We start from the raw sequence: 17,343 nt of genomic DNA on the forward strand, positions 1-17,343 counted from the left end.
AGGTCAGATCTTGGCCCGCAGTCGCCTCAGGTGCTCGGCCGGGCTGCCGAACAGTTGGCGGGCGCCGTGTGCCCGTTTGAAGTAGAGGTGGGCGTCGTGTTCCCAGGTGATCGCGATGCCGCCGTGCAGTTGCACCATCTCGGCCGCTACCTGGAACAAGGACTCCGAGCAGTACACCTTGGCCACGGCCGCGCTGGTCTCGTCGGTGACGGCTCCTGCGGCTGACCGGGCGGTTTCCACGAGCACGTGCATGTCGGCCATGCGGTGCTTGAGGGCTTGGAACTGGCCGATCGGCTTGCCGAATTGCACGCGTGTTTTGGTGTACTCGACGGTGAGCTCCAGCGCTTTGGCCGCTGTCCCTACCTGTTCGGCGGCGAGGGCCGCGATGGCCGCCGTCTGGATCGCTGGGTCCCACGGGCCGAGTCGCGTGGCCGGGGTGTTGTCGAGGTGCACAGTGGCCAGGCGGCGGGTCTGGTCCATGGTCGGGGTGTGCTCGGGGGTGACGTCGTGGACCTCGTAGAGGTGCCTGCCGTCGCTGACGACGAGGATTTCGGCGTGGTCGCCGTCGAGGACGTACTTGAAGGTGCCGGTCAGGTGGCTGGTGCCGGTGACCTGGGTGCCGTCCCACGGCCAGGCGAGGGTGGCGATGGCGCCGTTCGCGATTCGTTGCAGCAGGTCGTCCTGCTTGACGCTGAGGAGTGCGTGGGTGGCGATGGTCGTGGCCAGCAGTGGTGACGGTGTGAGCGTGCGGCCTAGTTCTTCTAGCACGACGTTTGTGTCCTGGGCGGTGGCGCCGGAACCGCCGTGCTCCTCGGGGATCGGTAGCACGCCCATGTCGGTGAGGCGCGCCCACACGTCCTTGTCGTAGCCGGTTTCCAATGCCGCGCGGGTGTTGGAGTGTTTGTGCAGCAGGCTGCGGACGGCGTTTTTCAGGGCTTGTTGTTCTGGGGTCACAACGCCTCCAGCACGCGTGCTCGGTGCATTGACGGGCTGCCCCACGCCGTGCGGAGGGCTCTGGTTTGCAGGAGGTAGCGGCTCAGGTCGTGTTCGGCGGTGTAGCCGATCGCGCCGTGCACCTGGAGTGCGGTGCGGGCGGACTGCCAGGCTGCGTCCGAGGTGGCGACCTTGGCCGCCGAGATGTCCCTGGTGGTGAGAGTGACTGCGGCGCCGTGGACCAGGGGGCGGGCGAGTTCGAGTCCGATGAGGACGTTGGCCAAATGGTGTTTGACCGCTTGGAACTGGCCGATGGGCTTACCGAACTGATGGCGGGTTTTGACGTACTCGGTGGTCATTTCGAGCATGGCTCGGCCCAGACCGAGGAGTTGGGCGGAAGCGGTGAGGACGCCCAGGTTGAAGGCGTGTTCGGTGGGGGCATCGGTGGCGATGACCTCGCCCGGGGAGAGGTCGACCAGGCGGCGGGCCGGGTCAACGGACTGGAGTTCGGTCGTGGTGGGGGAGGCGTGGTGGAGGGTGGTGCCGTCGGCGAGGAGGTAGCGGTCGGCCTCGGGGGCGTGGGGAACGAGGGGTGGGAAGGCAACAGACCAGGTGCCACCTGGCTCCCCAGCCCCGACCCCAGTTCCCGCCCCCGCTTCCGCTTCTGGCCAGGCCCTGGCCCCGGCCAACAGCGCCGGTACCACGGCCAGCGTCTCGATCAATGGCCCTGCCACCGAGTGGTGCCCGATCTCCTCGAACACCACGACCAGGTCCACCGGATCGCTGACCTCGTCCATGCCCAGCGAGGCCAGGTCCGTCCTGCCCGCGCCCAGGAAGTCGTGCAGCACGGCGGCCAGGTCTGTTTGTTCGGGTGACAGCGTGAACATCATCGCGGCAGCCCCAGGAGTCGTTCGGCGATCACGTTGCGCTGGATCTCGTTGGTGCCGGCGTAGATCGGGCCCGAGAGGGAGAACAGCCAGCCGTCGCGCCAGCCCGGCGCCACCTCGCCGAGCAGGTCCAGGGCGGTCTCGTGCAACGCCACGTCCAGTTCGGACCAGAACACCTTCGTGACGCTGGCCGCCGGGCCCGACAGCGGTGAGGCGAGGGCGCCGTAGGTGTGCAGGCGGTAGGCCTGGGCGCCGATCCAGGCGTCCACGACCCGGTCGCGCAGGGCCGGGTCCGGGTTCTTGCGGTACAGCTCGACCAACCTCGACGCCGCCGCCGTGAAGCGGCCGGGGGAGCGGAGGGTGAGGCCCCGTTCGTTGCCCGCGGTGCTCATGGCCACGCGCCAGCCGTCGCCGACCTCGCCGATCACGTCGGGGTCCGGCACGAAGACGTCGTCCAGGAAGATCTCGGCGAAGCCCGGTTCGCCGTCGAGCTGGTTGATCGGGCGCACGGTCACACCGGCCGACCGAAGGTCGAAGAGCAGGTAGGTCAGGCCTCGGTGGCGTTCGCCGGGACCGGTGCGGAACAGGCCGAACGCGCGGTCGGCGAAGGACGCGCGCGAGCTCCAGGTCTTCTGGCCGCGCAGGAGCCAGCCGCCGTCGCAGCGGGTCGCGGTGCTGCGCAACGACGCCAGGTCCGATCCCGCTTCGGGCTCGGACCACGCCTGCGCCCACACCTCGTCGCCGCGGGCCATGGCGGGCAGGATGCGGGCGCGTTGTTCGTCGGTGCCGTGCGCGAACAGCGTGGGGGCGAGGAGGAAGATGCCGTTCTGGGAGACACGGCCCGGTGCGCCGGCGGCGTGGTATTCCTCCTCGAACACCAGCCACTGCAACAAAGACGCCTCGCGGCCGCCGAACGACCGAGGCCACGAGACCACCGACAGGCGTGCGTCGGCCAGTTGGCGTTCCCACTCGCGATGTGCCGAGAAGCCTTCAGGGGTGTCCAGGGAAGGCAGCGAACGGACGTGGGTGGCGAGCCACGAGCGCACCTCGGTCTGGAAGTCGGAGGTGGCGGCGTCCAGGTCGAGGTCCATCAGCTGGAGGCCTTCTTCATCGCACGGGCGTCCATGCCGGCCAGCGCGTCGGAGCTGACCTCGGCGTTGTGCGCGTGCGCGAAGTGGTGCAGGCCGAACACCGAGTCCATGCCGGCGCGCAGGCCCATCAGGTCCTCCGACTGGTTCACCGCCTTCTTCGCCAGCGCCAGCCCGAACCGCGGCATCGACGAAATCCGAGAAGCCAGCTCGAAAGTCGTGGACTCCAACGAAGAGCGCGGCACGACGCGGGACACCATGCCCCACTCGTAGGCGCGCTGGGCCGAGAAGCGGTCGCCGGTGAAGAGCACCTCCTTGGCGGCGCGCGGGCCGAGCACCCACGGGTGGGCGAAGTACTCGACGCCCGGGATTCCCATGCGCACCACGGGATCGGCGAAGAACGCGTCCTCGGCGGCCACGATCAGGTCGCAGATCCAGGCGAGCATCAGGCCACCGGCGACGCACGCGCCCTGCACCATCGCGATCGTCGGCTTCGGGATCTCCCGCCACCGCCGGCACATGCCGAGGTAGACCTCCATCTCGCGGGCGAACCGGAGGTCACCGCCCTCGCGGCCGACGTGGTCCCACCACATCACCGCCTTGCGTTCGAAGGACTGGTCGACGTCACGGCCGGGCGAGCCGATGTCGTGGCCCGCCGAGAAGTGGTCGCCGGCGCCCGCCAGGACGATCACCTTCACCTCGTCGTCGTCCACCGCACGGGTGAAGGCCTCGTCCAACGCGTAGGTCATCGCCGAGTTCTGCGCGTTGCGGTACTCGGGGCGGTTCAGGGTCACGACGGCGACCGCGTCCCGCCGTTCGTACGTGACAGTCACGCGTTCTCCTTGCGCAGTCGGGTTTTGAGGACCTTGCCCATGGCGTTGCGGGGGAGCGCGGGCACGAACTCGACCGCGCGCGGCACCTTGTAGTTCGCGAGTCTCGAACGGCAGAACGCGATCACGTCCGAAGCGCTCAAAGACACTCCTGGCGAAGTCACGACGAACACGAGCCCCACCTCGCCTAGGCGCGCGTCAGGCATCCCGACGACGGCCACCTCCGCGACCCCGGACAGCCGCGCCAACGCCTGTTCGATCTCGGCCGGGTAGACGTTGAACCCGCCGCAGATGTACATGTCCTTGAGCCGGTCGGTGATCGACAGGTATCCGCGCGAGTCGATCGCACCGACGTCACCGGTGTGCAACCAGCCGTCAGGATCGATGGCGGCAGCCGTCGCCTCGGGATCGTCCAGGTACCCGAGCATCACGTTCGGCCCGCGCAGCAACACCTCGTCCTGCGCCCCGAGCTTCAACTCGAACCCGGCCATCGGCGTCCCGCACGTCAAGGCCACCGTCTCCGGCGAGTCACCCGGCCGGCACATCGTCGCGACCACGGCCTCGGTCAGCCCGTACGCCGTCAGCACGGTCAACGACAGCTCGGCCCGCATCCGTTCGATCAACACCACCGGCACGACCGCCGCACCCGTCACCGCGAGCCGCAGGCTCGACAGGTCGAACGACGACCGGTCCGGGTGGTCCAGCAACGCCTGGAAGATCGTCGGCGGACCCGGCAGCACGGTGATCCGCTCGCGCTCGATCAGCCGCATCGTCTCCACGACGTCGAACACCGGCTGCGGCACGATCGTCGCCCCGCTCAGCAGACAGGCCAGAATCCCCGCCTTGTAACCAAAGGTGTGGAAGAAGGGGTTGACGATCAGATAGCGGTCGGCCGCCGTCAGTTCACCGCACTCAGCCCAGGCGAGAGCCACCCCGAGCGACTGCCGGTGCGCGCTCATCGCCCCCTTGCTGCGCCCGGTCGTCCCGGACGTGTACATGACGTCGCACAGCTGATCCGGTGCCACCACAGGAAGATCGGCATCGACGTCCACCCACTGATGCGGCAACCGCACCACCGCGGGCAGGTCCGGGGTCAACGTCCGCAGCTCGGCCTCCCGGTCCCGCCCGAGGAACGACCCCTCGACCACGAGCACCCGAGCGGCACTGCGCCGCACCACGTCGAGGGTCTCGGTGGCGGTGAACCGGGTGTTGATCGGCACCAGCGCCGCCCCCGCGTGCAACGCCCCGAGCGCCGCCACCACCCAGGCAGCCGAGTTCGGCGCGCACAACGCCACCCGGTCGCCCGGCCGCACACCCAACCCGGCCAACGCCCGCGCGGCCGTCAGCACCGCGGCGCGCAGCTGAAGAAAAGACAGGCGAACCTCCCCGTCCACCAACGCCTCCGCGTCGATGTACGAAGCAGCTGCGCCTTCGAGCACGGCTGAAACCGTTTCCCTGCTTGGAACGTTCGACACGACGCCCTCCAAAGCAAGTGCTTGGTAGGTTAGAGTATGGCCCATGGAGTCCTTCCGGCGCGAGGTGCGGGAATGGTTGTCCGCCAACCTCGTCGGTGAGTTCGCTGAGCTGCGCGGCCTGGGTGGTCCCGGTCGCGAGCACGAGGCGTTCGAGGGCAGGCTGCGCTGGCACCGGCACCTCGCGCGCAGCGGCTGGACGTGCCTCGGCTGGCCCGGCGAGCGCAGCGTCGAGGAACAGGTGATCTTCCACGAGGAGTACGCCGAGGCCGACGCGCCGGCGAAGGTCGACATCGTCGGCGAGGGCCTGCTGGGGCCGACGCTTGTCGCGTTCGGCACACCAGAACAGAAGGAACGCTTCCTGCCCAGGATCCGCAGCCTCGACGAGCTGTGGTGCCAGGGCTACTCCGAACCGGGTGCGGGCTCCGACCTCGCGTCCGTGCAGACCAGGGCGCGACTGGAAGACGGCAGGTGGGTGATCGACGGCCAGAAGATCTGGACGTCCAACGCGCACTACTCGGACTGGATCTTCGTGCTGTGCCGCACCGAACCGGGCTCGCAGCGCCACCACGGCCTGTCGTACCTGCTCGTGCCGATGAACCAGCCCGGCATCGAGGTCAGGCCGATCCGCCAGCTCACCGGCACGTCCGAGTTCAACGAGGTCTTCTTCGACAGCGCGGTCACCGAAGCGCACAACGTGGTCGGCGAGCCCGGCGAGGGCTGGAAGATCGCGATGGCCACGCTGGGGTTCGAACGCGGCACCGCGATGCTCGGCCACCAGGTCAGCTTCCGCAGGCAGCTCGACGCGATCATGGCGAACAGCGACGACGAACGCCTCACCAGGGCGTGGATGGAGCTGCACGTCATGCGCTCGCACACGATGCGCACCCTCGACGACGAACCGGGCCCGGAGGCGTCCGTGCTGAAGCTCTTCTGGGCGGGCTGGCACCGCAGGCTCGGCGAGCTCGCGATGGACTCCCTCGGCCCCGAGTCGATGATCGACGACAACGAGTGGCAGCGGATGTTCCTGTTCAGCCGCGCCGAGACGATCTACGGCGGCTCCGACGAGATCCAGCGCGAGATCATCGCCCACCGCATCCTGGGGCTGCCCCGATGACCGGCCACGACCTGCTCAAGGACAAGATCGTCGTGGTCACGGCCGCGGCGGGCACCGGCATCGGTTCGGCCACCGCGCAGCGCTGCCTCGAAGAGGGCGCCACGGTCGTCATCAGCGACTGGCACGAGCGCAGGCTCAAGGAGACCCACGAGAAGCTCGGCACCGACCACGCCATCCCGTGCGACGTCACGAACGAGGAGCAGGTGCAACGGCTCATCGACGAGACCGTCGCCCGCCACGGCCGGATCGACGTGATGGTCAACAACGCCGGCCTCGGCGGTGAGAAGGCGATCACGGACATGGCCGACGACGAGTGGGCCAGGGTCCTCGACGTCACGCTGAACGGCACGTTCCGCTGCACCAGGGCCGCGCTACGCCAAATGGTCGCCCAGCGAAGCGGTGTCGTCGTTAACAACTCCAGTGTGATCGGCTGGCGCGCCCAGAAGGGTCAAGCCCATTACGCCGCAGCGAAAGCCGGCGTCATGGCGCTCACCAGGTGCGCCGCGATGGACGTCGCCGAGCACGGCATCCGGGTGAACGCCGTCGCGCCGAGCTTGGCGGCGCACCCGTTCCTGGCCAAGGTCACCAGTGAGGAGTTGCTGACCGAACTGGCGTCCCGAGAGGCTTTTGGGCGCGCCGCCGAGCCCTGGGAGGTCGCGAATGTGATCGTGTTCCTCGCCAGCGACTACTCGTCGTACCTGACGGGCGAGGTCGTCTCGGTGAGCAGTCAGCACCCGTGAGGAAGGACCGACCTGTGAGCACCCGGAGGGCCGAGCTGCTGGAGCTCGCCGCGCAGATGTTCGCCGAACGCGGCTACGGCCAGACGACGGTGAGGGACATCGCGGACGCGGCGGGCATCCTGTCCGGCAGCCTGTACCACCACTTCGACTCGAAGGAGTCGATGGTGGACGAGATCCTGCGGACGTTCCTGGACGAGCTGTTCAGCTCGTACCGGGAGATCGTCGAGGCGGGCCTCGGTCCGAAGCAGACGCTGAAGGCGCTGGTCGTGGCGTCGTTCGAGTCGATCGACACCCGGCACGCGGCCGTCGCGATCTACCAGAACGAGGCCAAGCACCTGGCCGGCGCGGAGCGGTTCGCCTACATCGAGGACCGCAGCGTGGAGTTCCGCAAGCTGTGGACGGTGCTGCTGGAGGAGGGCATGAGCGCGGGCGTGTTCCGCGCCGACCTCGACGTTGACGTGACGTACCGGTTCATCCGCGACACGGTGTGGGTGGCCGTGCGGTGGTACCGGCCGGAGGGTGACCTGGCGGCGGACGCGGTGGCCGACCAGTACCTCGCGATCCTGCTCGACGGCATCGCCACGGGCCGCCGGAAGAACTCCAAGACGTAGCAAGAAGGAGGGCCCTCGTGGCCGAGGCGTACATCATCGAGGCTGTGCGGACCCCGGCGGGCAGGCGTGGTGGCGAGCTGAGCCACGTGCACCCCGCGGATCTCGGCGCGCACGTGATCACGGCGCTGCTCAACCGGGTCGACGTCGACCCGACGGACGTGGACGACGTGATCTTCGGTTGCGTGGACACCGTCGGCCCGCAGGCCGGCGACATCGCGCGCACGTCCTGGCTCGCCGCGGGTTTCCCCGAGCAGGTCCCGGGCGTGACGGTCGACCGGCAGTGCGGGTCGAGCCAGCAGGCGCTGCACTTCGCGGCGCAGGCGGTGATGAGCGGCACGGCCGACGTCGTGGTCGCGGGCGGTGTGCAGAACATGTCGCAGGTGCCGATCGGGTCGGCCATGACGGTGAGCCCGTTCGAGGGCTGCGAGGGCTGGCAGCACCGCTACGGCGACGAGGAGGTCAGCCAGTTCCGCGCGGCCGACCTGATCGCCGTGCGCTGGGACCTGTCGCGGCGTGAGATGGAGGACTTCGCGCTGCAGAGCCATCTCCGGGCGATCACCGCGATCAAGGAGGGCCGGTTCGACCGCGAGATCGCACCGGTGAACGGGGTCGCGGCGGACGAGTGCCCGCGCCCGGACACGAGCGCGGAGAAGATGGCGAAGCTCCAGCCGTTGCGGCCCGGCGGACGGACGACGGCCGCGTTGTCGTCGCAGATCTCCGACGGCGCCTCGGCGGTGCTGGTCGTGTCGGAACGGGCGGTGCGCGAGCACAAGCTGACGCCGCGAGCGCGCGTGCACCACATGTCCGCGCGCGGGTCGGACCCGATCTACATGTTGACCGCGCCGATCCGGGCCACGAAGTACGCGCTGGACCGGGCCGGGATGTCCATTGCGGACATCGACCTGTTCGAGATCAACGAGGCGTTCGCGTCCGTCGCGATGGCGTGGGCCAAGGAGCTCAGGGTCGACCTGGGCAAGGTCAACGTCAACGGGGGCGCGTTGGCGCTGGGCCACCCGATCGGCGCGACCGGAACGAAGCTCTTCACCACGTTGCTGCACGAGTTGGAGCGGACGGGTGGCCGGTACGGGCTGCAGACGATGTGCGAGGGCGGTGGTCAGGCGAACGTGACGATCATCGAACGGCTTTGAGCCGGTCGATCGCGGTCTCGGCGTCCCCGACGATCGTCTCGATGAGCTCGGCGCAGGTGGGCAGGTCGTGGAGGATCCCCGCGACCTGACCCGACGCCAGCACGCCCGCGTCGGTGCGGCCCTCGACCAGTCCGGCTCTGAGCAGCATCGGCGTGTTCGCGGCCATGATCACCTGCGACCACGTGAGGTCCTTGCCGTGCTTCATGGCCAGGCCCTCGCGGATCATCGCGCGCCACGACAGACCGGTGTGCTGCCGGAACCTGGCCGCGTTGGTCAACGCTCTAGCCAGGCTGCTGACTCGGCCGGAGCGTTCCAGGTGCTCGACCAGGTCGGATCGCAGCACGCGGTGCGGCAGGCCGTCGACGCGGGTCGTCACGACCGTGCCGTTGAGATCTCGTTGCAGGTAGGCCTGTTTGACCGCGTCCGGGACGGTGCTCTCCTGGGTGAGCAGGAACCTCGTGCCCATCGCGATGCCGGCCGCGCCGTAGGCCAGCGCGGCCGCGAGGCCCCGGCCGTCGAAGAAGCCGCCGGCCGCGATCACCGGGATGTCGACCGCGTCCAGCACGCTCGGGAGCAGCAACGTCGTGGCGACCCCGCCGGTGTGGCCACCGCCCTCGCCGCCCTGGACGATCACCGCGTGTGCGCCCCACTTGGCGACTTTCTCCGCGTGCCGGGCCGCGCCGATCGACGGGATCACGACGATTCCCGCGTCGTTCAGCTTCGCGATCATGTCCGGTTTCGGGGCCAGTGCGAAGGAAGCGACCTTCACCTCCTCGCGGATCAGCAGGTCGATCCGCTCCGGGGCGTCGTGGGCGTCCGCGCGCAGGTTCACCCCGAACGGCGCCGAGGTGCGCGAGCGGGTCTCCTTGATCGCGGCTTCGAGCTCGGGGTAGGTCATGGTCGCCGAAGCGAGGATGCCGAGGCCGCCGGCTTCGGCCGTCGCGGAGACCAGACGTGGCCCGGCGACCCAGCCCATCCCGGTCTGCACGACCGGGTGCCGCACGCCGACGAGATCGGTCAGCGCGGTCCTCATGCCGGCACTTCCTTTTCCCGCTTGGCGTTCGGGTCGAGCCTCGTCCTGATCAGGTCCAGTTCCTCGTCGGTCGGGAGCCGGGTCTCGACGACGTTCTCGGCGACGAGGTCGAACGACGTCTGCTTCTGCACCTCGTCCACGGACACCCCGGGGTGCACCGAGACGATGCGCATGGAGTGGTCCGGAGTGTCGAAGTCGAGCACGGCCAGGTTCGTGACCACGCGGTGGATGTCGTGGAACGGGCCGACCGCTTTGTCGTAGCCGACGCCGGACACCACGTCCACGGCCTCGACCAGCACGCGCGGGCTGTGCCGCGGCACCCAGTAGCTGGTGCGGTGGTTGATCGTGTTGCCCGGCGCGCCCCGGAAACCCAGCAGCTGCCGGGTGGGTTTCGCGTGGTCGCCGATCGCCGAGATGTTCTGGTTGCCGAACCGGTCGACCTGGTTCGCGCCCATCACGACGTGCCGACGGCCGTGCGCCACCACGTCGAACACCTTCCGGTACGGCAGCCAGCCCTCCACAGTGGACTCGGGTGTGAGCAGGAACGCCTCGCCGTCGCTCAGCAGCAGGTCGGGTTCGGTGGTGAGGCGGGCGAGTCGCGCGCCGAGCGACGGGATCAGGCCCATCGGGCTGGCCAGCGTCTCGCCGGCACCGAGGAACAGGTCGGCGCACGCGGCGACGCACACCTCGGCCCGCGTGATGTCGCTCATCCGAGGAACCTCTCGTAGAAGGCGGGCCACTGCTCCAGGTCGGTCGCCGCGGCCGCGTACTCGCGCTGCAAAGCCTCGTCCCGGGGGTAGTCGGGCGCGCAGCTCGTGAACCCCGCGCCACCGGGGGCCTCCACCACACCGTCGACCATCATCCTGTTGAGCAGCAACGTCTGCGGCGGCCCGTCGAACGTCTCCACGACCTGCTCGCACGAGACGTACCGCCGGTCCGCGGCCAGGCAGAAGAGGTCGTCGAAGTACGGGTCGGGCCCGAGGTACTGGGCGTTGCCGTGCTTGTCCGCGCGGTTGAGGTGCACGAGTGCCACGTCGAGCTTCAACGCCGGCATGGCGACGAGCTCCTCGCCGTCGTCGTAAGGGGACCTGATGGTCTTGAGTTCCGGCGCGTACTTCAGCACGTCCGATCCGAGGCCCACCCTGGTCGGCAGGAACGGCAACCGGTGCCCGGCGGCTCGGAGCCCGGTCTGGAACATGCCCTCGTCGAGCTCGAGGACCTCGATCGTCCCGGTCTCGCGGGCCCGTTTGAACCACGGGTCGTACGGGATCGAGTCGAGCGAGACGAAGCCGTAGACCAGCTTGCGCACCTTGCCCGCCGCGCACAGCAACCCGGCGTCCGGGCCTCCGTAGGTGACGACCGTGAGGTCTTTCGCTTCGGCCCGGAGCAGCGCCTTGACCAGGGTCATCGGTTTGCGCCGCGAGCCCCAGCCGCCGATGCCGACGGTCATCCCGTCCTTGATCTCGCCGGCGACCTCGTCAGCCGTCATTCGCTTGTCGCGCATGGTCTCCGTCCAGGAAGGCCTGCCGGGCGTGGTCCGACACCCCGGTGAGGTTCAGCTCGAAGGTGAAGCCCTGCTCGAAGCGGTAGCTCTGGTGCACGCGCTGCGGGTCGATGCCGTTGATCGCCTCCTTGGCCGCGCGGATCACCGTGGTGTCCTTCTTCGCGATCTCCTTGGCGATCTCGCGGGCCGCGTCGTCGAGCTGCGCGCGGGGCACGACCTCGACGACGCTGCCGTGGTGGTGCAACGTCTGCGCGCTGACGTTGCGCGCGGTGTAGTAGAGGGTCCGCATCAGGTGCTGCGGGACGAGCCGGGCCAGGTGGGTGGCCGCGCCGAGCGCGCCCCGGTCGACCTCGGGCAGCCCGAACGTGGCGTCGTCGGACGCCACGATGATGTCCGCGTTGCCGACCAGCCCGACCCCGCCGCCGAGGCAGAAGCCGTTCACCGCGGCGATCACCGGCACCTCGCAGTCGTAGACGGCCGCGAAAGCCCTGAAGCACCCTCGGTTCGCCGCGACGAGTGCGTTGTAGCCCTCGGCGCGCTGGATCTCCTTCAGGTCGACGCCCGCGCAGAAGCCGCGGTTCTCGGCCCTCAGGATCACCACCCGCGCGTCCGGGTCCTGGCCCGCCGCGGTGATGGTCCTGCCCAGCTCGAACCACCCCTGCGACGGGATGGCGTTGACCGGGGGATAGTCGATGGTGACTTCGATGATGCCGTTTTCGGTGTGGCTGCTGGAGATTCCCATGGAGCCGCCTTCCGAACCAAGCGATTGCTTGGTAATTTAGCAGTGCCGGAGCGACCGGGGTAGGTGCTGGTGGAACTGGACCTTCACGGAGCAGTGGTCCTGGTGACGGGCGGCGTGCGGGGTGTCGGTCTCGGCATCACCCGTGCGTTCCTGTCGGCGGGCGCTGTGGTGGTGACCTGTGCTCGACGTGCCGCGGAGGTCGAGGGCGCGTCGTTCGTGCCCTGTGACGTCCGCGATGCGGAGCAGGTTTCTGAGCTGGTGGCGGGGATCGTCGCTCAGCACGGGCGGCTCGACGTCGTGGTGAACAACGCCGGCGGTGCGCCGTTCGCGTTGGCGGACAAGGCTTCGCCCAGGTTTCATTCGAAGATCGTCGAACTGAACCTGCTGGCGCCCCTGCTGGTGTCGCAGGCCGCCAACGCGGTCATGCAGGAGCAGGGGTCCGGGGCGATCGTGAACGTCAGCAGCGTGAGCGGGCGGCGTCCGTCGCCGGGGACCGCTGCCTACGGTGCGGCCAAGGCCGGTCTCGACAGCCTGACGTCGTCGCTGGCCGTGGAGTGGGCGCCCAAGGTGCGGGTCAACGCGCTGGCCGTGGGGATGGTGCGGACCGAGCAGTCGCATCTGCACTACGGCTCGGAGGCCGGGATCGAGGCCGTGGCCCGCACCGTGCCGTTGGGGCGTTTGGCTTCGCCGGACGAGGTCGGGGCGTGTGCGGTGTTCCTGGCTTCGCCGTTGGCGTCCTACGTGAGTGGCGCGACGTTGGTCGTGCATGGCGGGGGAGAGGCACCCGCGTTCCTGACCGCTGCCGATGAGGGGACTTCATGAGCCGGGTCGTGATCGTGACGGGCGCGGGGCGCGGGATCGGCCGGGCGCACGCGCTGGCGTTCGGCGCCACCGGGGCCCGGGTCGTGGTGAACGACCTGTCGGCCGAGGTCGCGGGCGAGGTGGCGGCGTTGATCGGGCCGCGCGCTGTGGTCAACACCGATGACGTCGGCACGTGGGCCGGTGCTCAGCGGCTGGTGCGCGCGGCGGTCGAGGAGTTCGGCGGACTGGACGTGCTGGTCAACAACGCCGGCATCGTGCGGGACCGGATGGTCGTCGGGTGCAGTGAGGACGAGTGGGACGAGGTCGTCCGAGTGCACCTGAAGGGGCACTTCGCGACCTTGCACCACGCGGCCGCGCATTGGCGGGCGGTGCACAAGGCCGGTGGCGCGGTGTCCGGGCGGGTGATCAACACGTCGTCCGGGGCCGGGCTCTTCGGCAGCGTCGGGCAAGGCAACTACTCGGCGGCCAAGGCGGGGATCGCGTCGTTGACGCTGGTGGCGGCGGCCGAGTTGGCCCGGTACGGGGTCACGGTCAACGCGATCGCCCCGGCCGCGCGGACTCGGATGACCGAGGCGACGTTCGCGGACATGATGGCGCCGCCGGTGGAGGGCTTCGACGCGATGGCGCCGGAGAACGTCTCGCCGCTGGTGGTGTGGCTCGGCAGCGAGGAGGCCGGGGACGTGACCGGGCGGATGTTCGAGGTCGACGGCGGGCGGGTGTGCGTGGTGCACGGGTGGCAGCGCGGGCCGGAGATCGACAAGGGCGCGCGGTGGTCCCCCGACGAGTTGGGTGCGGTGGTGCGGAAGCTGGTCGCGGACGATCACCCGACGCCGGTCTACGGGGCCGAGTAACTTCGATCATGTGACCCGACTGGACTCCTACCGCTCGGTTTCCGCCGCCTTGTCGTCGTTGAGCGACTCGGAGCTCGCTGACCTGGTGGAACGCGCCGAGCCGGCGGGTGCGGGGATCGGCGGGCCGACGGCGTTGCTGGAGGTCGCGGACACGCGGGTGTTCGTGAAGCGGCTGCCGTTGACCTCGTTGGAGCTGCGCAACCCCGGTTCGACGGCGAATCTCTACGACTTGCCCGTGCGCGCGCATTATGGCGTTGGGTTGGTCGGTTCGGCGGGTTTCGGGGCGTGGCGTGAGGTGGCCGTGCACGAGATGACCACCGGCTGGGTGCTGGACGGCTCGTACGACGGCTTTCCGTTGACGTACCACTGGCGGGTCCTGCCGCACCCGGACCAGATTTTGGCTGAGGAGCTGGAGCAGGCCGTCGACTACTGGGGACCGGCGGTCGGGCCGCGGATCGAGGCGCTGTGGGCGTCTACGTCGAGCATCGCGGTGTTCCTGGAGTGCTTTCCGCACAACCTGCACGACTGGCTGAACGCGTGCGGCGATCTCGAAAGCGCTTGCGAGATGGTCGAACGGGAGCTGGCGGCCGGGGTGGAGTTCATGAACTCCCGGGGCCTGCTGCACTTCGACGGCCACTTCCAGAACGTTCTGACCGATGGTTCAAGGCTGTACTTCGCCGACTACGGCCTGGCGATCTCCTCGTCGTTCGAGTTGGACGAGGAGGAGATCGTGTTCTTCGCCGAGCATCAGGACTACGACCGCCACTACACGGTGACGCACCTGGTGATGTGGTTCGCGTACGCGCTGCGGGCCGAAGGGGTGCCGCCGAGGATCGCTGCGGTGCTCGGGCGGCACAACTCCGTCGCGGCGGTGATGAAGGACTTCTACCGGCGGTTCCAGCACGAGTCGCGGCGGGCCCGGTACCCGTTCAGATCCGTTCGATGATCGTGCCGGTGGCCAGCGCGCCGCCCGCGCACATCGTGATGAGCGCGGTGGAGGCGTCCCGGCGCTCGAGCTCGTGCAGCGCGGTCGTGATCAACCGCGTGCCGGTGCTGCCGACGGCGTGACCGATCGCGATGGCGCCGCCGTTGACGTTGACCCGGTCCAGGTTGGGGCGGTGGACCGACGCCCACGACAGCACGACGGACGCGAACGCCTCGTTGACCTCGAACAGGTCGATGTCGGCCATCTTCATGCCGCTGCGCTGGAGCAGGCGCGCGGTAGCGTCGACCGGGCCGTCCAGGTGGTAGTAGGGGTCCGAGCCGATCAGGCACTGCGTGACGATCCGCGCTCGTGGGGTGAGGCCGTGCGCTTGGGCGAACTCCTCTGACACGACCATCACGGCGGAGGCGCCGTCCGAGATCTGCGACGACGTTCCGGCGGTGTGCACGCCGTCCGGTACGACAGGCTTGAGTGCGGCGAGTGCCTCGAGGCTGGTCTCCCGGAGACCCTGGTCGGTGTCCACGAGCTCCTCGCCGACCTTCACCGGCACGACCTCGGCGGTGAACCTCCCCGCCGCCCAGGCGTTGCGGGCGCGGTTCTGCGACTGCACCCCGAACCGGTCCACCTCCTCGCGGCCGATGCCCCTGCGCTCGGCGATCCGTTCGGCCGCCACGAACTGGTTGGGAAGGTCGATCGCCCACGACTCGGGCCGTGGCATCCCGGTCTCGCCGACGTTCGCGCGCAACGGCACCCGGCTCATCGCCTCGACCCCGCAGGCGATGCCGGCGTCGATCGCGCCTGCCGCGATCAGCCCGGCGACGAGGTGCGTGGACTGCTGCGCCGACCCGCACTGGGCGTCGACGGTCATGCAGCCGGTGGTCTGCGGCAGTCCCGCGTGCAGCCAGGCCGTCCGGGTGATGTTGTTGGACTGCTCGCCCGCCTGGGTGACCGTGCCGCCGATTACTTGTTCGATCGTGGACGGATCGACACCGGTCCTGTCAAGAAGACCTCGCTGCGCCGCGCCGAGGAGTTCGGCGGCGTGCAGGCCGGACAACCAGCCGTTGCGCCTGCCGATGGGCGTGCGCACCGCTCCCACGATCACCGGACTGCCCACGCGAGCCTCCTCGGAAACTAGAACACGTTCCTGTCAGGCTCCAGATTGGCCGTGTGGGGGCTTCAGCACAAGCCGCAAGCGTGTTTGAATCGGTTAGAACGCGTTCCACCTAGGAGGTGCCTGTGGGCAAGCCGCGCATCCCGGAAGGCTTCGACTTCACCGACCCCGACATGTACGCGAGTCGGCTGCCGTTCGAGGAGTTCGCCGAACTGCGCCAGACCGCGCCGATCTGGTGGAACTCCATCCCGCAGGGATCAGCGGGGTTCCCCGACGACGGCTTCTGGGTGGTGACGAAGCACCGCGACGTCAAGGAGGTCTCGCGCAACAGCGAACTGTTCTCCAGTCGCGAGAACACGGCGATCATCCGGTTCAAGGAGGACATGCCGCGCGACAACATCGAGATGCAGCGGCTGTTGCTGCTGAACATGGATCCGCCTACGCACACCAAGCAGCGTGCGATCGTCTCGCGCGGGTTCACGCCGCGGGCGGTCAACTCGCTGCGGGAGGCGTTGGCTTCCCGGGCTGAGCGGATCGTTGCTGAGGCGTTGGAGAAGGGGTCCGGGGACTTCGTGTCGGACGTCGCCTGTGAGTTGCCGTTGCAGGCGATCGCGGAGTTGATCGGGATTCCGCAGGACGATCGGCGGAAGATCTTCGACTGGTCGAACCAGATGATCGCTTATGACGACCCCGAGTTCGAGATCGAGCCGTTGACCGCGGCTACTGAGTTGCTGGGGTACTCGTGGACCATGGCTGAGGACCGGAGGAAGTGTCCTCGGTCTGACATCGTGACCAAGCTCGTTCAGGCTGACGTCGACGGGGCTGGGCTGGCGTCCGAGGAGTTCGGGTTCTTCGTGTTGTTGTTGGCGGTGGCTGGGAACGAGACCACTCGTAATGCCATCACGCACGGGATGAAGGCGTTGCTTGATCATCCTGAGCAGTGGGAGTTGTTCAAGTCGGAGCGGCCGGCTACTGCTGGGGATGAGATCGTTCGGTGGGCCACGCCGGTGGTGTCGTTCCAGCGCACGGCGATGGCGGACACCTCGCTTGGAGGGGTGGAGATCAAGGCCGGGCAACGGGTCGGGATGTTCTACTCGTCTGCCAACTTTGATGAAGAGGTGTTTGAGGCTCCTGAGACGTTTGACATCACTCGGGATCCCAATCCCCATCTTGGGTTTGGAGGGAGTGGGGCGCACTTCTGCATCGGGGCCAACCTGGCTCGGTTGGAGATTGATCTGATCTTCAACGCCATTGCCGATGCCATGCCCAACATTCGGCAGGTGGCTGAGCCTCGGCGGTTGCGGTCCGGGTGGTTGAACGGGATCAAGGAGTTCCGGGTTCAGTACACGTGACGCCGCGTACGTCACCAGTGCGGTGGTTGGGTTCGGGTGCAGAGACAACTGCGGACGAGCGTGGTCGAGTCATCGCCGCTGCGCGACGATAGAGATTGGGGCTTGACTTCGGGGCCCTTGCGAGGTGCTGGTCGGCCGGAAAGGCCGGGCTGAAAAGCG

The 17,343-nt window shown here is 68.7% G+C and carries 18 protein-coding genes; 8 read left to right on the forward strand and 10 right to left on the reverse strand.

All coding sequences use genetic code 11. The features are described from left to right. Nucleotides 1–3: 3 nt before the first annotated feature. From ACFWNN_RS06180 to ACFWNN_RS06200, 5 genes are read right to left on the reverse strand one after another with little or no spacing between them, the layout of a single operon-like run. Nucleotides 4–954 carry an acyl-CoA dehydrogenase family protein gene (locus tag ACFWNN_RS06180; RefSeq protein WP_382438772.1) on the reverse strand — a complete coding sequence of 317 codons (951 nt, stop codon included), beginning with the start codon at nucleotides 952–954 and terminating at the stop codon, nucleotides 4–6. Continuing rightward, nucleotides 951–1,823 carry an acyl-CoA dehydrogenase family protein gene (locus ACFWNN_RS06185; RefSeq protein WP_382438773.1) on the reverse strand — a complete coding sequence of 291 codons (873 nt, stop codon included), beginning with the start codon at nucleotides 1,821–1,823 and terminating at the stop codon, nucleotides 951–953. Before ACFWNN_RS06185 ends, ACFWNN_RS06180 begins: the two co-directional genes overlap by 4 nt. Beyond that, complete coding sequence (locus ACFWNN_RS06190) at nucleotides 1,820–2,911, reverse strand: acyl-CoA dehydrogenase family protein (protein WP_382438774.1); 1,092 nt, start codon at nucleotides 2,909–2,911, stop codon at nucleotides 1,820–1,822. The genes ACFWNN_RS06185 and ACFWNN_RS06190 overlap by 4 nt, the downstream gene beginning before the upstream one ends. Beyond that, nucleotides 2,911–3,741 (reverse strand): enoyl-CoA hydratase, encoded by an 831-nt coding sequence (locus ACFWNN_RS06195; protein ID WP_382438775.1) that lies wholly within the window; start codon nucleotides 3,739–3,741, stop codon nucleotides 2,911–2,913. Before ACFWNN_RS06195 ends, ACFWNN_RS06190 begins: the two co-directional genes overlap by 1 nt. After that, on the reverse strand, nucleotides 3,738–5,177 hold the full coding sequence (locus ACFWNN_RS06200; protein ID WP_382438776.1) for a FadD3 family acyl-CoA ligase: 1,440 nt from the start codon (nucleotides 5,175–5,177) through the stop codon (nucleotides 3,738–3,740). The genes ACFWNN_RS06195 and ACFWNN_RS06200 overlap by 4 nt, the downstream gene beginning before the upstream one ends. 79 nt (nucleotides 5,178–5,256) lie before the next feature. Here ACFWNN_RS06200 and ACFWNN_RS06205 point away from each other — a divergent pair, with 79 nt between their 5' ends. Genes ACFWNN_RS06205 through ACFWNN_RS06220 form a run of 4 tightly spaced genes read left to right on the forward strand, consistent with a single transcriptional unit; the run spans nucleotide 5,257 to nucleotide 8,826 of the window. Further along, the gene (locus ACFWNN_RS06205; RefSeq protein ID WP_382438777.1) at nucleotides 5,257–6,327 is read left to right on the forward strand and encodes an acyl-CoA dehydrogenase family protein; all 1,071 of its coding nucleotides are present in this window, start codon (nucleotides 5,257–5,259) and stop codon (nucleotides 6,325–6,327) included. Further along, a complete protein-coding gene (locus tag ACFWNN_RS06210) occupies nucleotides 6,324–7,067 on the forward strand; it encodes an SDR family oxidoreductase (RefSeq protein ID WP_382438778.1) in 744 nt (247 codons plus the stop codon). Before ACFWNN_RS06205 ends, ACFWNN_RS06210 begins: the two co-directional genes overlap by 4 nt. Before the next feature lie 14 nt (nucleotides 7,068–7,081). Then, complete coding sequence (locus tag ACFWNN_RS06215; RefSeq protein WP_382438779.1) at nucleotides 7,082–7,678, forward strand: TetR/AcrR family transcriptional regulator; 597 nt, start codon at nucleotides 7,082–7,084, stop codon at nucleotides 7,676–7,678. 17 nt (nucleotides 7,679–7,695) lie between these two features. After that, a complete protein-coding gene (locus tag ACFWNN_RS06220; protein WP_382438780.1) occupies nucleotides 7,696–8,826 on the forward strand; it encodes an acetyl-CoA C-acetyltransferase in 1,131 nt (376 codons plus the stop codon). Here the strand turns inward: ACFWNN_RS06220 and ACFWNN_RS06225 are convergent. From ACFWNN_RS06225 to ACFWNN_RS06240, 4 genes are read right to left on the reverse strand one after another with little or no spacing between them, the layout of a single operon-like run. Beyond that, a complete protein-coding gene (locus tag ACFWNN_RS06225; RefSeq protein WP_382438781.1) occupies nucleotides 8,810–9,859 on the reverse strand; it encodes an NAD(P)H-dependent flavin oxidoreductase in 1,050 nt (349 codons plus the stop codon). The two genes, ACFWNN_RS06220 and ACFWNN_RS06225, sit on opposite strands and share 17 nt — an antisense overlap. Then, a complete protein-coding gene (locus ACFWNN_RS06230) occupies nucleotides 9,856–10,569 on the reverse strand; it encodes a CoA-transferase subunit beta (RefSeq protein ID WP_382438782.1) in 714 nt (237 codons plus the stop codon). The genes ACFWNN_RS06225 and ACFWNN_RS06230 overlap by 4 nt, the downstream gene beginning before the upstream one ends. After that, the gene (locus tag ACFWNN_RS06235; protein WP_382438783.1) at nucleotides 10,566–11,363 is read right to left on the reverse strand and encodes a CoA transferase subunit A; all 798 of its coding nucleotides are present in this window, start codon (nucleotides 11,361–11,363) and stop codon (nucleotides 10,566–10,568) included. The genes ACFWNN_RS06230 and ACFWNN_RS06235 overlap by 4 nt, the downstream gene beginning before the upstream one ends. After that, on the reverse strand, nucleotides 11,338–12,105 hold the full coding sequence (locus tag ACFWNN_RS06240; RefSeq protein ID WP_382438784.1) for an enoyl-CoA hydratase family protein: 768 nt from the start codon (nucleotides 12,103–12,105) through the stop codon (nucleotides 11,338–11,340). The genes ACFWNN_RS06235 and ACFWNN_RS06240 overlap by 26 nt, the downstream gene beginning before the upstream one ends. 63 nt (nucleotides 12,106–12,168) lie before the next feature. On the opposite strand from ACFWNN_RS06240, the gene ACFWNN_RS06245 reads away from it, so the two are divergent. From ACFWNN_RS06245 to ACFWNN_RS06255, 3 genes are read left to right on the forward strand one after another with little or no spacing between them, the layout of a single operon-like run. Then, the gene (locus ACFWNN_RS06245) at nucleotides 12,169–12,927 is read left to right on the forward strand and encodes an SDR family oxidoreductase (protein ID WP_382438785.1); all 759 of its coding nucleotides are present in this window, start codon (nucleotides 12,169–12,171) and stop codon (nucleotides 12,925–12,927) included. Further along, nucleotides 12,924–13,778, forward strand: coding sequence for an SDR family oxidoreductase (locus tag ACFWNN_RS06250; protein WP_382438786.1), 855 nt, complete (start codon nucleotides 12,924–12,926; stop codon nucleotides 13,776–13,778). The genes ACFWNN_RS06245 and ACFWNN_RS06250 overlap by 4 nt, the downstream gene beginning before the upstream one ends. A gap of 10 nt (nucleotides 13,779–13,788) precedes the next feature. Beyond that, a complete protein-coding gene (locus ACFWNN_RS06255; protein WP_382438787.1) occupies nucleotides 13,789–14,724 on the forward strand; it encodes a hypothetical protein in 936 nt (311 codons plus the stop codon). Here ACFWNN_RS06255 and ACFWNN_RS06260 read toward each other — a convergent pair. Next, nucleotides 14,708–15,835, reverse strand: coding sequence for a steroid 3-ketoacyl-CoA thiolase (locus ACFWNN_RS06260; protein WP_382438788.1), 1,128 nt, complete (start codon nucleotides 15,833–15,835; stop codon nucleotides 14,708–14,710). The two genes, ACFWNN_RS06255 and ACFWNN_RS06260, sit on opposite strands and share 17 nt — an antisense overlap. A 122-nt stretch (nucleotides 15,836–15,957) precedes the next feature. Between ACFWNN_RS06260 and ACFWNN_RS06265 the strand changes: the two genes are divergently transcribed. Beyond that, nucleotides 15,958–17,184 (forward strand): cytochrome P450, encoded by a 1,227-nt coding sequence (locus ACFWNN_RS06265; RefSeq protein ID WP_382438789.1) that lies wholly within the window; start codon nucleotides 15,958–15,960, stop codon nucleotides 17,182–17,184. Nucleotides 17,185–17,343: the final 159 nt, after the last annotated feature.

It is taken from the genome of Lentzea sp. NPDC058450, from assembly GCF_042721395.1.
In the GTDB taxonomy this organism is placed as follows: Bacteria; Actinomycetota; Actinomycetes; order Mycobacteriales; family Pseudonocardiaceae; genus Lentzea.